Genomic DNA, 12,206 nt, shown 5'->3' with positions numbered 1-12,206 from the left:
ATCACTGCCCTTGAGCGCCCCCTTCGAGCGGACCGAGGCCCGCTTCCGGATCAATCCCCTCGTCTTCCAGCAATTGATCGACATCCTCGATCGCATCGACGCCGAGCAGCCCTGCCATCTGGCGCGCGCGTGAACGCAGCGTCTCGGGCACCTCTTCATCCTTTGCGATGGCGGCGAAAAGCGCGCCAGCCTGCGCGCGGTCACCCGCTTCGAGATGGGCGATAGCGACCAGCTCGCCCGCGCTGCCGAAAAAGGCATTGCCCGGCACGGCCAGGCCTTCAAGCTTTGCGATCACGTCCGCCGGGTCGCGATCGTCGAAATTGGTTGCGACTTCGCGAATACGAGCGAGATCGCGTAAGGCAGGCGGAGCGTCCTCATCGGCTGCGATCATCGCGTACATTTCGACCGCTTTTGCCGTGTTCTCCTGCTCCAATGCGGCTGCAGCCTGCAGAAACCGCGCCGAAGTGCGCGGGCCAGCCTCGCCGGATTCGAGCAGGGTTTCTGCGGTCTCGCTGGCCGCAGCGAAATCGCCGGCTTGCGACTGATCGAGCGCGCGGACCAACACTTCGGACTGCTCTTCGAGCTTGCCCTCGTTGTAGCTGTCCCAGATGAGGTATCCGCCAAATGCCGCCAGCAAGAGCGCGAGCCCGCCTCCCAGCGCGACGCCGTATTTCTTGAAGAACTCGGCGGTGTCGTCCTGACGCACCGCCTCGTCGATTTCGCGCATGAGGATTTCGTCCTCCGGCGCCATCGCGTCGTCGTCGGGCTTTTTCTTGGGATCGGTGATGTTCGAACCGGTTGGAGTGAGCGCCACGGGGGCCATTCCTCATGCAGTTAACGTGTTTGCGGGGGTCTTTAGGCTGGCGCGCAACCTTCCGCAATGCCGCGTTCGCCCGGCGGCTGCGGCTCTCCCCGCCTGAATTGGCGGCTGCGAGTTGAACGCCGGGTTAAGCAATCGTGCCAAGCAAGCCTATCGCGGCCCGGTCCACTTGTCTCTCAGCGCGGCGGAATAGAGTTCGCCATACCGTTCGACCATATTCGAAATGTCGAATTGCGCCCGCGCTTTTTCGCGGTTCGCGGCGCCGATATCTTTGCGCCGTTCATCGTCTCCGGCCAGTTCGGCAAGCATCGCGCCCAGCGCACCAGCATCGTTGGGGATGCAGATGAAGGGACGGTTCGCCTCGGACACCATGTCTTTCACATCGCCCACTTCGGGAGCGGCAATGGGCAGCCCCGCAGCCATTGCCTCCACCACCGATAGCGGGAATTGTTCTGACTTTGACGATAGAGCGAAAACATCGAACAGTCCGACTACCTTTGACGGATCCTCGATGGCACCGGGTAAGTGCACCCGGTGCGCGATATCGTGGTCGACCGCCGCCTGCCGGATCGCGTCTTTCTCCGGCCCGTCGCCGAGAATTACGAGATGCCAGTTCTCCGGCAATCTGCTTACCGCCTCAACCAGGAGCGGCAATTGCTTGACGCCGCGTAGTCCTGCGAGCGTACCAACCCAGCGTTCGCCCTCACGCTTGACGAGGCGCAGTTTGCCCGGATCGGGCCTCTTCGCGAACGCTTTAGTATCGATGCCGTTGGGTATGCGAACGAGGCGCTCTCGCGGCTGTTTCCACACATCGACCGCGATTTTCTCAAGCGTCTGGCTCGGGACAACCAGAGAATGCGTCCGGCCGAGCGCCACACGGCGAAACCAGTTGCGGGTCCATTTGAGCTGATCCGCCTCGTCGGCGTTGAAGCCGTCTTCGTGGTGGATCAGCGGCGGAAGATCGAATTGCCGGGCGAACACTGTGTGCGCAAGCACCACGTCCATTGCTCCCCAGTTGTAGGTGAGGATGAGATCGTAGGGCTTGAGCGCCTGCGCGATCTCGACCAGCCGGCCGGGGGTCGGCTTACCCGTAAGCGAGGGGAAATCCGCAGGATAGCCGACCTCGCTTCGCTGGCGATCGATCAGTGCCCGCGCTCCCATCTCTTCCGGCATGGCAGAGACGATGTGGTGCGACAGCTTCTTGCCGAATGCATTGATGAGCTTCGCCGTGCGCACTTCCTTCCCGCCTGCCGCGAAGGTCGAGTGGCAGTGGAGCACCCTGGGTTTCTCGCTCATTTTATGTCGGCCAGAAGCGTGTCGATCGCGGCGCGGGCTTCGGGTTCGTCGAGGGTCGGTGCGTGGCCAACGCGCGGGATCGTGACCGTCCTCATCGCCGGATTGATCTCCTCCATCCGCCGCACCGTTTCGGGCGATACGAGGTCGGAAAGCTCGCCGCGCACCAGCAGCATCGGAACACCGCGCAGTGCCTCGAAAGCCGACCACAGATCGGCCGGAGCCGCCCCTCCCGGTTGCTTGAAGGGCTCGGCAATCGCCATGTCGTAATCGTAGGTGATCCGCCCGTTCTGGCTCACGATCAGTGTTCGCTTTGCCATTTCGAGCCATTGGTCGAGATCGAAATCGGGAAACGCCTCGCCATGCACCTTTGCGAGCGAGCGCGCCGCGTGGATCCATGTCGGATAGCTGCCCCCCTGCCCCACATATCCTGCAATCCGCTCGATCCCGGCCGGTTCGATTTCCGGCCCGATATCGTTGAGGACGGCGGCCGCGATACGGCCGGGCCGGGCTGCGGCGAGCATCATCGTCATCAGGCCGCCCATCGACGTTCCGATGGCGATGAACCGGTCGATACCCTGCTCGGCGAGGAGCTTTTCGACATCGGCGACATATTGCGCCGGATTGTAGGTCGATGGATCGGGCGCGTAATCGCTCATCCCCCGCCCGCGCATTTCGGGCACGATGACCCGCCGCGTCTCGCTCAGGTGATCGGCGAGCGCGGCAAAATCGCGCGCATTGCGAGTGAGGCCGTGAAGGCACAGGACCGGCGGGCCGTCATAGCCTTGGGGGCCGGGATAGTCGCGGTAATGCAGTTCGAGCCCGTCCGCGCTGGTCCAGGTCCGGTGTTCGAATTTGGCTGCCATCGGCGGCGATGTTCCCTCGGAAAGAATTCGGGCGAGCACGCTTGCACCCGCCTCTGCTTGCCCCCACTATCGCGGGATGCGCGCCGAACCGCAACCTTCCCGATACCGCCCCGACCCCGCGATCCTCGAAATTGCAGACTGGATCGGCGATCCGGTCGAGGCTGCCGAATTTCCGCAGACGCAGGTGCGTTTCCGCAACGACCGGTGGGCAAGGACCGTGGGGCTCGATCAGTTGGGCGATGCCGAATGGGCGAAGCATTTCGGCCGGTTCGAGCCGCTGCCCGACAACCTGAAAAAGCCGCTCGCGTTGCGCTATCACGGGCACCAGTTCCGCGTGTACAATCCCGAAATCGGGGATGGCCGCGGATTTCTGTTCGCACAGATGCGCGACGGCGATGACCGCCTGCTCGACCTCGGGACTAAAGGATCGGGCCAGACCCCCTATAGCCGCGCGGGAGACGGCCGGTTGACGCTCAAGGGAGCGGTTCGGGAAATCCTCGCGACCGAAATGCTCGAGGCGCTGGGGGCCAACACGTCCAAGACCTTTTCCGTGATCGAGACGGGCGAGCAGCTCATGCGCGACGACGAACCCTCCCCCACCCGGTCCGCTGCGATGGTCCGCCTCAGCCACTCGCATATCCGCATCGGCACGTTCCAGCGCCTGCTCGCATTCGAGGAGCGGGACCACATGGAGGAGCTGGTCGACTATTGCCTAAGGCATTTTCCCGGCCCGCTCCCACCCGACGATGCGCCGGGCCGCGACGAGCCGGCGGTGATCCTGATGCACCAGGTGATCGAGCGCCTCGCCGATCTTGCCGCGAGCTACATGGTGGCAGGATTCGTCCACGGGGTGCTCAACACCGACAACATGAACGTGACCGGCGAAAGCTTCGATTACGGACCGTGGCGCTGGCTGCCGCAATGGGATCCGGGCTTCACCGCCGCCTATTTCGACCATGCGGGCCTTTATGCCTTCGGTCGCCAGCCCGAGGCGATCCACTGGAATTGCGGGCAGTTTGCGGTCGCGCTGCGCCTGCTCGCCGAAACCGAGCCGCTGGTTGCGGCGATGAACAGATTCGGCCCGCTCTACATGCAGGCGGTGGCGCGCCGGTGGTGCTGGCGGCTCGGCGTCGAGCAGCGCGGGGTGGAGGAAGACACGCGGCTTGTAGCCATGTGCGAACAGGCGATGCGCGAAAGCGGACAGGGACCCGATGCGTTTTTCTTCGCCCATCGCGCCGGGCGAAGAAAACTGGAGGGCGAACTCGCCGATGCCCTAGCCGCCTACACGCCCACCGATGCCGCGCACGAATACTGGTCCGACCCGGGGCCGCAATCCATGCTGATCGAGGAAGTGGAGGCGATCTGGTCGGCGATCGACCAGCGTGACGATTGGGGCCCGCTCCACGACAAGGTAGCCGCGCTGCGCCGCATGAGCGCTGCCCACGGCGAACCGCCATCTCCTGCGGGTCATACAAACGCAGATTAGCTCTCCGGACTCGGATCTAAATTCGCGTTTGCCCTATCTTTTCACTATGTTCCGCAGTACCGGATTTTCCGGGACCGAGCGGGCCGCCACGAAGCGCGCGTCGCCGGATGGGGAATGTGCGAGACGGGCAACGACAATACAATGAGTGACAACACCCTGATCTCATATGAACCCGCGACTGGAGAGGAACTCTGGCGCGGCGAGCACACCGATGTCGCTGCTGCGGTCAGCGCCGCCCGCAAGGCCTGGCCGGAATGGGCCGCGCGCCCTCTCGCCAACCGGATGGAGATGGTCCGCCGGTTCGCCAATGAAGTGCGCGCGGAAGCGGACGGGCTTGCAGAACTGATCGCTCGAGAAACCGGCAAGCCCTTGTGGGAAGCAAAGACAGAGGTCGATGCCGTCATCAACAAGGTCGAGATTTCGATCACCGCCTATGCCGAACGCACGGGGAAGAAGAAGCTCGATAGCGCATTGAACGGAACGGCAGCGCTGCGGCACAAGCCGCACGGTGCAATGGCGGTTCTCGGCCCTTACAATTTCCCTGCACACCTGCCCAATGGTCATATCGTTCCGGCGCTGATCGCCGGCAATGTGATCCTGTTCAAACCTTCGGAAAAAACACCGGCGGTCGGTGCCGCGCTCGTCCGGTGTTTCCACAAGGCCAAGATCCCTGAAGACGTCGTGCAAGTCGTGATCGGTGGGCCCGACGAGGGCAAGAAGCTGGTTGCGCATCCCGGTATCGATGGAGTTTTATTCACCGGATCAGCGCAAGTCGGCATAGCGATCAATCGAAAGCTCGCGGCCAATCCGGGCAAGATCGTCGCGCTCGAAATGGGTGGCAACAATCCGATCGTCGTCACCGATACGCCGCTGGTGAAGGATGCTGCCGCTCTGATAGTGCAAAGCGCCTTTACGACGACCGGGCAGCGCTGCACCGCCGCACGCCGCCTCATCGTGGTAGAAAGCATGGTCGAGCCGCTCATGAAGGAATTGCTTCCTTTGGCGAAGAGCCTGATTGTCGGCGACCCATTGAGCGAGCCTGCGCCCTTCATGGGGCCGGTGATCGACAACGACACGGCCGACCGGCTGAGCGAGAGTTTTCTTGCGCTCGTCACTGCGGGCGGCAAACCGCTGACGCACTTGCGCCGGCCGGATCCGGACAAGCCTTTCCTGACGCCTGCCATCCTCGACACCACCGACATTCCCGACCGGCCCGATATCGAACTGTTCGGTCCGATCCTTCAGGTTATCCGCGTACCGGATCTCGATGCCGCAATCGCCGAGGCAAACAATACACGTTTCGGTTTGTCCGCATCGCTGATCGGCGGGTCGCCCGAGGATTATGCCCGTTTCTGGGCCAACATCCGCGCAGGGATCATCAACTGGAACCGCCCGACCAACGGCGCCTCCTCTTCGGCGCCGTTCGGCGGTATCGGCCTTTCGGGAAATCATCGTCCCGCAGCTTTTTACGCCGCCGATTACTGCGCCTATCCGGTTGCCAGTACGGAGATGGAGCAGCCGCGCGCCAATATTGCCATTGGCGTCAAGGACTAGAGCGGCTCACTTCTTCCAATAGATGAGATCGACCGCGGTCAGTCCTCCGGAGCCCGGACGGACGTGAACGACCAGTGCTTCCTCGCGCCCCTTGCCGACGATCGCGCGCTCGGGACTATCGTATACGACCGGACCCAGCCGCGCCCTGTCGGAGAGCGCAAGGTGAAACTGCATGACACTGTCCATCGCTGCGGGCGTGAGATAGCGCACGACGCGCATAGAGCACGCAGCACTCTCGACGCCGGCTGCCTGCTGGGTCATTCCGTGCGGCATGATCGCGGAAGGGCCGGGCATTTGCGCTGCCCAGCCAATATCGTCTTCGAGCCGTGAGGCGCAATCGGCAGGTCCGCCGACTTGTTCGACCAATGCACGCGCGCCCGTGATGTTCGACAAGTTCGGCACGGTATCGCTCACCGGAAGCGGCAGCTCCGGGATGGGGCCGTCTTCAAGCAATTTTACGCGCGCGAGATTGCTCGCACTTTCGGCGAGTTCATCCGTTGCGGTAAGGGGTGGCAAGGGGTGGTCGTAGCGTATGGTGACGGCGGCATTGGCTTCGTTGCGATACGCAAGATCGGGATCGACCATCAGCGGATCGGTGAGCGCGCGCGCGAGCAGCGGATCGGTGGCGACGATGTCCGGCTCGGCCACGGCAGGAAGCTCGTCGCTGCACGACGGCAGCACAGCTACAGCGCAAAGCGCTGCAAGCGCGCTCAGGGATCGATGCATCTCCACGCCCTGCCCCTGCCCGAACAAGGTTAACATCCTCCTTTCTCGGAGAGCGAAAATGAAAGCGCCCCCGTGCCGATGGGGCACGAGAGCGCTTTCCGCGGCTGGTGGTTGCCGCGCCCGGGCCTTTGGTGGGAAGGGCCCAAGTTTGGAAGGGCAACGCGGGCAAAGGGGAGGAAACCCCGCGCCACCCAAGCTTGTTGTTCATCTATACAAGAGTAAACCTGAACAGGCTGCAATCCAGCCCGAAAGCGAGCGTTAAGGTTCAGGGCAGTTTTCCTGTCGGGTTTGAGCGCAGTCGCCGTGCTTGCGCCGCACGTGCGCGCGGCCTAGTGGCGGATGCTAATGGCGACCTCTCTTGCGATCCCTGGCGCTGAAAGCAGCTCCCAGCCCTCCGGCCTCCCGGCGGCGCTGGGCGCATATATCATCTGGGGTTTCCTGCCGCTCTACCTGCTGCTCGTCACCAGCGTGCCGCCCTTCGAGTTCGTCGGCTGGCGCATCATCTGGACATTGCCATTCTGCCTTTTGATCGTAGCGCTCCGGAAGCAGTTCCCCGCTTTGCGCGAGGCGGTTACCAACCCGCGCACGATGCTGGCGTTGCTGGCGAGCGCGATCCTGATCGCGATCAACTGGTTCGTTTACATCTGGGCGATCATGCAGGAGCAGGTCTACGCCGCGAGCCTCGGCTATTATCTGAATCCCCTGCTCAACGTGCTGCTCGGCACGCTGCTGCTCGGAGAGCGCCTATCCAAATGGCAGTGGCTCGCAGTCGCCATTGCGGCGAGCGCCGTTGCGCTTCTGGCCGTCGGCGCCCTCACGACGCTCTGGATCAGCCTCACGCTAGCATTGAGCTTCGGCCTTTATGGCATTGTTCGTAAACAGGTTCCGGTGGGATCGCTCCCCGGCCTTACGATCGAGAGCGCTATACTGTTGCTCCCGGCATGCGGGATCGCTTGGTGGTATGCGGCGAGTCCCGCAGGTCCATCCTTCGGGACCGGTTTCTGGCTGAGCGCAGCCATCGCGTTTTCCGGCGTGGTCACCGCTGTGCCATTGTTGCTGTTTGCGATCGCGGCCAAGCGAATGAACTACTCGACCCTCGGCTTCATTCAGTATCTCGCGCCGACTATCGTTTTCATCCTCGGTCTGACGGTGTTTGGCGAGGAACTGAAGCCTGCTCAGCTCGGCAGTTTCCTGCTGATCTGGGCCGCCGTTGCGATCTTCGTTGCCGATCTGTGGTCGAAAAGCCGCCGCGCGAAGGCTTCCGCCTAACCCCTCATCCGCCAACCGAGCACCTCGCCCGCGTGCCACGGAACGATCTCTTCGCCCGCGAGCGGCAGGCTGGCCGGCACTGTAACCTCGGCGCGTTCGAGCGTGATCTCTTCCTCATTTACAGGAAGGCCGTAAAAGGCCGGACCGTGGAGCGAGGCGAAACCCTCAAATGTATCGAGTGCGCCCTCCTCCTCGAAAACCTTGAGATAGCTTTCGAGTGCGTAGGGTGCGTTGAAGATACCCGCACACCCACACGAAGTCTCTTTGGCCGAACGCAGATGCGGCGCGCTGTCGGTACCAAGGAAGAACTTGGGATTGCCCGAGGTCGCCGCCTTTCTCAGCGCCAGACGGTGCGTTTCGCGCTTGGCGACCGGCAAACAGTAATTGTGCGGCTGGATACCGCCGACCAGCATCGCGTTGCGGTTGATGTGGAGGTGCTGCGGGGTGATCGTCGCTGCAACGTTGACGCCCTGTCCCAGCACGAATTCGGCGGCATCAGCGGTGGTGATGTGCTCGAACACGACCCTGAGCCTGGGAAAATCGCGCACAATCGCACGCATGTGGCGCTCGATGAATTCGGCCTCCCGGTCGAACACGTCGATCTCGCTATCGGTCACCTCCCCGTGGACGCACAGAATGACGCCTTCGGTCTCCATGCGCTCGAGCACGGGGTAGATCTTCGCGACATCGCTCACGCCGTGCGCGGAATTGGTCGTCGCGTTGGCGGGGTAGAGTTTGGCGGCCGTAAACACGCCTTCGGCTGCGCCGCGCACGAGATCTTCCGCATCGGTCGTGTCGGTGAGGTAGCAGGTCATCAGCGGCGTGAACCGCAAACCTTCAGGCACGGCGGCGAGAATCCGCTCGCGGTATTCAGCGGCCATTGCGGCGGTCGTCACCGGCGGGGTGAGGTTCGGCATAACGATCGCCCGGGCAAACTGTCGCGCCGTGTAGGGTACGACACCGCGCATCACCTCACCGTCGCGAAAGTGAAGATGCCAGTCGTCGGGGCGGCGGATCGTGAGCGTTTCGGTCATGCGCGTTCCCATAGGGACGCTTGCAAGGGCTTTCCAGTCCCGCCGCGCGCTCATATGCCGCTTGGCGATGAGGCGAATCGGATTCCTTGCCTGCGAGACCACTCTGCCCGGTGACGGTGACCGGCGCCGAGGCGATGCGTATGAGCACGATCTTATGATCGCCGCGCTGGCACCGGCCTTCGAAACGCGCGGGCTTGAAATGGATGTGATCGACTGGGAAGCGCCGCTCGAAGATTTCGAGGGGCTCGATCTCGTGATGCTGGGCACCGCCTGGAATTATCAGGACAAGCCCGATGCGTTTGTCGCGCGGCTCGACACGCTGGCATCGCGCGGCATTTCGGTGTGCAATTCGCCGGAGGTCGTCCGTTGGAATGCTACCAAGACCTATTTGCGCGACCTTGCAGAGCGGGGCGCGGCAACAGTCCCGACCCTGTGGCGCCACAGTGTATCCCGTTACGAACTCGAAGAGGCATTCGAGCATTTCGACTGTGAACGGTTGGTGGTGAAGCGCCAGGTTGGCGCAGGCGCGCTCGACCAGGAACTGATCGACCGCAAGGCGTTACCCAATCCGCAGTGGCGATATGGTCACCGCGCGATGATCCAGCCCTACCTTCCCGCGATTGCAAAGGAGGGCGAGCTTAGCTTTATCTTCATCGACGGCGACCTGAGCCATGCGCTTCGAAAGCTGCCGGCAGACGGCGATTATCGCATCCAGTCGCTATATGGCGGTACCGAAACCAAGCTCGAGCCTTCGCCCGAAGAAGCTTGCGCGGCCGGAGCGATCGTTTCTGCCCTTCCCTTTGATGCTCCCCTCTATGCTCGGATCGACATGCTTCGCGCGGAGGACGGCGCGCTGATGGTAATGGAGGCGGAGCTGATCGAACCCTATCTCTATCCCGAACAGGGGCCGGACCTGGGCGAACGGCTGGCCCGCGCGATAGCCCAGCGCCTAGACTGAACCACCTTCGTTCGAAACGAGCCATCGGCGGGCGTCGGCCTCGCCCTGCTGCCACGTTAGTTCGATTTTGTCTGGATCGGTAAAGTCGATCTTGTCGGCGGCAACTTCGTTGCCCGGTGACACGAACGTAATGTGCTCGCTGCCCTTCAGCTTACCATAGCGTTTGGTTAGCAATGCGAGCGTGTTTCGCGGACGGTCATCGGGCAGGTGAACCTTGCTCACGAATGCTCCGTCCAACACGCGCCTGCCGCCCCATCGCGACATCTCGAATACAGGAGGAATGGTCGCCGCAGCGCAAACTAGATTGACGAGCGTGCCAGCGCGTGCAGCCGCACGGGCATCGGCTACGCATGCGCCTAGCCCTGCTTTCCCCGGCAACACCAGCCGCGGATCGGAACGTATGGCTTCGTCGAGCTTGTAGAGCGCGCCATACAGCAAGGTCGCCACTGTTCCCGGCATCAGATGCGGAGGGCAGGACAATAGCAATTCGAATCGCGGACCATCGGCGATCCGCTGCAACGCCTCTTTGTCGAGCAGAGTAGAGACGACGGCACGATAGAGATCTTCATGCGGCGTGATCATGCCGTGGGACGATGCCTCGACATTCGCATCGTTGATGCCGAACGCTTCGCGCATCAGGTCTTTAAGCAGCGTTTCGCGCCCCGATATCCAGGCCGCTGCCGAAAGCGCGCCGCCTGAAACGCCTGTTACGATCTCAGGCTCGAGATCGATTTCCTGTTCGAGCACCGACAGAAAACCGCCATGCCAGAAGCAGCGGATACCGCCGCCCGAGAAAGCCAGAAGTTCGAAATCGCGCATTGCGCATTTGCCTTAGCGCGCCGCGATCCTATTTGTCTTGCATGACTGCGAAACGGCTGGCCTCGCGCGCGATCGTGCGCCTCTCTCCCCGCGACGAAGGCGAAGACGTGCGCGCCTTTCTGCAAGGCCTCGTCACCAACGATGTCAGCGGAAACCTGCCCGTCTATGCCGCGCTGCTTTCGGCTCAGGGCAAGGCGATGTTCGATTTTTTTGTGTGGGCGGAAGGCGATGCCGTGCTGCTCGATTGCGAAGCACATGCAGCAGACGACCTTGCGAAGCGGCTGTCGCTTTATCGCCTGCGCAGACCGATCGACATTGCCCGAGAAGAGACGCTGGCAACATATTGGGGCGACGAGCCGTTCGAAGGCTCTTCACCAGATCCGCGACTGCCGGGTCTGGGCCACCGCGCCATCGGTCCGGTGAGCGACGCAGAAGCTGGCGACGGTGTTTATCTGGCCCATCGCCTGTCGCTCGGCGTGCCGGAAGGCCGGGCTGAGCTGGCGGACATACTGTGGCTCGAGACAAATGCGGTCGAGCTGAACGGCGTCAGCTTCGACAAGGGTTGCTATATCGGGCAGGAAAACACCGCGCGTATGAACTGGCGGCAAAAGGTCAACAGGAGGCTGGTCGTGGTCCCGCTCGACCAGTCGGAGGAAAAGCGGCGCAAGACGGCCTATCCCGATCTCGGTCTGGCGGTCGATCACCTTCGTGTTGCCGACCTTGACCCGGAAACGCTGCCAGATTGGCAGCGCGCGGGAATAGCTGGCTAGGTCAGCTGCGGTAATATTCAGCGAGCGAGGCTTCGAGGTTCGCCGCCGCCCGTTCACGCGCAGTGTTGCGAGGCAGGCCGAGCGACTTTGCGAGCGCCGCGCCCATCAGGGCATCCCCCAGCGCCAGCAGCACGAGACTGAGCGTATCCTTGTGGACGTGCATCACATCTCCGTGCGTTTCCGCTTCACCCGGCGCGATCTCGTCCACCAATTCGTGGATAGTAGACACGATCGGGTTCAGGGCATCCTCGTTGCCGGTGAGCAGCATCCAGCTTGTGAGAGCGCCTGCGCCTTCGCGGTCGAACGCATCGAAAGCGAGGTCTACCACTTCGCGCGCCGAACCAAGCCCGGCGCGGCTCGCATGGACTGCCTCGATGATCGTCTCGCACACCGTCTTCGCCAGGTGTTCGGCGAGTGCTTTCTGCAGACCGGATGCCGATCCGAAATGATGGAGCAGGTTGGCATGGGTCCGTCCGATCCGGCCGGCAACCGCTTTGAGCGTGACCGCCTGCGGCCCTGCTTCGATCAAGAGTGCGCGTGCAGCTTCAAGGGCGGAACTGCGCGACTCCTCGGGCGTTAATCTCTTGCGACTTGTCATTAATTTGGATCCC

12 protein-coding genes are annotated in these 12,206 nt (G+C 62.6%); 5 read left to right on the top strand and 7 right to left on the bottom strand.

What is annotated here, in order from left to right:
• Position 1: 1 nt before the first annotated feature.
• The 3 genes from FIU90_RS06960 to FIU90_RS06950 all read right to left on the bottom strand — a co-directional run bounded on the left by FIU90_RS06960 (position 2) and on the right by FIU90_RS06950 (position 2,979).
• Positions 2-814, bottom strand: coding sequence for a tetratricopeptide repeat protein (locus tag FIU90_RS06960; RefSeq protein WP_234029663.1), 813 nt, complete (start codon positions 812-814; stop codon positions 2-4).
• Between the two features lie 156 nt (positions 815-970).
• The gene (locus FIU90_RS06955; RefSeq protein WP_152434124.1) at positions 971-2,116 is read right to left on the bottom strand and encodes a glycosyltransferase family 4 protein; all 1,146 of its coding nucleotides are present in this window, start codon (positions 2,114-2,116) and stop codon (positions 971-973) included.
• A complete protein-coding gene (locus FIU90_RS06950) occupies positions 2,113-2,979 on the bottom strand; it encodes an alpha/beta fold hydrolase (RefSeq protein ID WP_152434123.1) in 867 nt (288 codons plus the stop codon). Before FIU90_RS06950 ends, FIU90_RS06955 begins: the two co-directional genes overlap by 4 nt.
• Positions 2,980-3,055: 76 nt before the next feature.
• Here FIU90_RS06950 and FIU90_RS06945 point away from each other — a divergent pair, with 76 nt between their 5' ends.
• Both FIU90_RS06945 and astD read left to right on the top strand, forming a co-directional pair.
• A complete protein-coding gene (locus FIU90_RS06945; RefSeq protein WP_152434122.1) occupies positions 3,056-4,465 on the top strand; it encodes a protein adenylyltransferase SelO family protein in 1,410 nt (469 codons plus the stop codon).
• Between the two features lie 141 nt (positions 4,466-4,606).
• Complete coding sequence (gene astD, locus FIU90_RS06940; RefSeq protein WP_152434121.1) at positions 4,607-6,019, top strand: succinylglutamate-semialdehyde dehydrogenase; 1,413 nt, start codon at positions 4,607-4,609, stop codon at positions 6,017-6,019.
• Positions 6,020-6,025: 6 nt separating this feature from the next.
• On the opposite strand, the gene FIU90_RS06935 is transcribed toward astD, so the two are convergent.
• The gene (locus FIU90_RS06935; RefSeq protein ID WP_152434120.1) at positions 6,026-6,745 is read right to left on the bottom strand and encodes a hypothetical protein; all 720 of its coding nucleotides are present in this window, start codon (positions 6,743-6,745) and stop codon (positions 6,026-6,028) included.
• Between the two features lie 345 nt (positions 6,746-7,090).
• On the opposite strand from FIU90_RS06935, the gene rarD reads away from it, so the two are divergent.
• Positions 7,091-8,014: an EamA family transporter RarD gene (gene rarD, locus FIU90_RS06930; protein WP_152434119.1), complete on the top strand. Its 924-nt coding sequence runs from the start codon at positions 7,091-7,093 to the stop codon at positions 8,012-8,014.
• Here the strand turns inward: rarD and pyrC are convergent.
• The gene (pyrC, locus tag FIU90_RS06925; RefSeq protein ID WP_152434118.1) at positions 8,011-9,048 is read right to left on the bottom strand and encodes a dihydroorotase; all 1,038 of its coding nucleotides are present in this window, start codon (positions 9,046-9,048) and stop codon (positions 8,011-8,013) included. The genes rarD and pyrC overlap by 4 nt on opposite strands.
• Before the next feature lie 67 nt (positions 9,049-9,115).
• On the opposite strand from pyrC, the gene FIU90_RS06920 reads away from it, so the two are divergent.
• Positions 9,116-10,006, top strand: coding sequence for a RimK family alpha-L-glutamate ligase (locus tag FIU90_RS06920; RefSeq protein WP_152434117.1), 891 nt, complete (start codon positions 9,116-9,118; stop codon positions 10,004-10,006).
• Here FIU90_RS06920 and FIU90_RS06915 read toward each other — a convergent pair.
• Entirely contained in the window at positions 9,998-10,825 is an 828-nt protein-coding gene (locus tag FIU90_RS06915) for a patatin-like phospholipase family protein (RefSeq protein WP_152434116.1), read from the bottom strand. The genes FIU90_RS06920 and FIU90_RS06915 overlap by 9 nt on opposite strands.
• A 41-nt stretch (positions 10,826-10,866) precedes the next feature.
• On the opposite strand from FIU90_RS06915, the gene FIU90_RS06910 reads away from it, so the two are divergent.
• The gene (locus FIU90_RS06910; protein ID WP_152434115.1) at positions 10,867-11,595 is read left to right on the top strand and encodes a folate-binding protein YgfZ; all 729 of its coding nucleotides are present in this window, start codon (positions 10,867-10,869) and stop codon (positions 11,593-11,595) included.
• 1 nt (position 11,596) lies between these two features.
• Here FIU90_RS06910 and FIU90_RS06905 read toward each other — a convergent pair whose 3' ends face one another.
• Positions 11,597-12,193: a TetR/AcrR family transcriptional regulator gene (locus FIU90_RS06905; RefSeq protein ID WP_152434114.1), complete on the bottom strand. Its 597-nt coding sequence runs from the start codon at positions 12,191-12,193 to the stop codon at positions 11,597-11,599.
• Positions 12,194-12,206: the final 13 nt, after the last annotated feature.

The organism is Erythrobacter sp. THAF29 (genome assembly GCF_009363635.1).
GTDB lineage: Bacteria > Pseudomonadota > Alphaproteobacteria > Sphingomonadales > Sphingomonadaceae > Erythrobacter.
The sequence above is the reverse complement of the archived record's forward strand: the minus strand, read 5'-3'. Positions and strand labels throughout refer to the sequence as shown.

Excerpts from the sequence above, each read along its gene's own strand:
- FIU90_RS06920 (WP_152434117.1), top strand. The coding sequence starts at position 9,116 with ATGAGGCGAATCGGATTCCTTGCCTGCGAGACCACTCTGCCCGGTGAC.
- pyrC (WP_152434118.1), bottom strand. The coding sequence starts at position 9,048 with ATGACCGAAACGCTCACGATCCGCCGCCCCGACGACTGGCATCTTCAC.
- astD (WP_152434121.1), top strand. The coding sequence starts at position 4,607 with ATGAGTGACAACACCCTGATCTCATATGAACCCGCGACTGGAGAGGAA.
- FIU90_RS06905 (WP_152434114.1), bottom strand. The coding sequence starts at position 12,193 with ATGACAAGTCGCAAGAGATTAACGCCCGAGGAGTCGCGCAGTTCCGCC.
- FIU90_RS06950 (WP_152434123.1), bottom strand. The coding sequence starts at position 2,979 with ATGGCAGCCAAATTCGAACACCGGACCTGGACCAGCGCGGACGGGCTC.
- rarD (WP_152434119.1), top strand. The coding sequence starts at position 7,091 with ATGGCGACCTCTCTTGCGATCCCTGGCGCTGAAAGCAGCTCCCAGCCC.
- FIU90_RS06955 (WP_152434124.1), bottom strand. The coding sequence starts at position 2,116 with ATGAGCGAGAAACCCAGGGTGCTCCACTGCCACTCGACCTTCGCGGCA.
- FIU90_RS06935 (WP_152434120.1), bottom strand. The coding sequence starts at position 6,745 with ATGCATCGATCCCTGAGCGCGCTTGCAGCGCTTTGCGCTGTAGCTGTG.
- FIU90_RS06915 (WP_152434116.1), bottom strand. The coding sequence starts at position 10,825 with ATGCGCGATTTCGAACTTCTGGCTTTCTCGGGCGGCGGTATCCGCTGC.
- FIU90_RS06910 (WP_152434115.1), top strand. The coding sequence starts at position 10,867 with ATGACTGCGAAACGGCTGGCCTCGCGCGCGATCGTGCGCCTCTCTCCC.
- FIU90_RS06945 (WP_152434122.1), top strand. The coding sequence starts at position 3,056 with ATGCGCGCCGAACCGCAACCTTCCCGATACCGCCCCGACCCCGCGATC.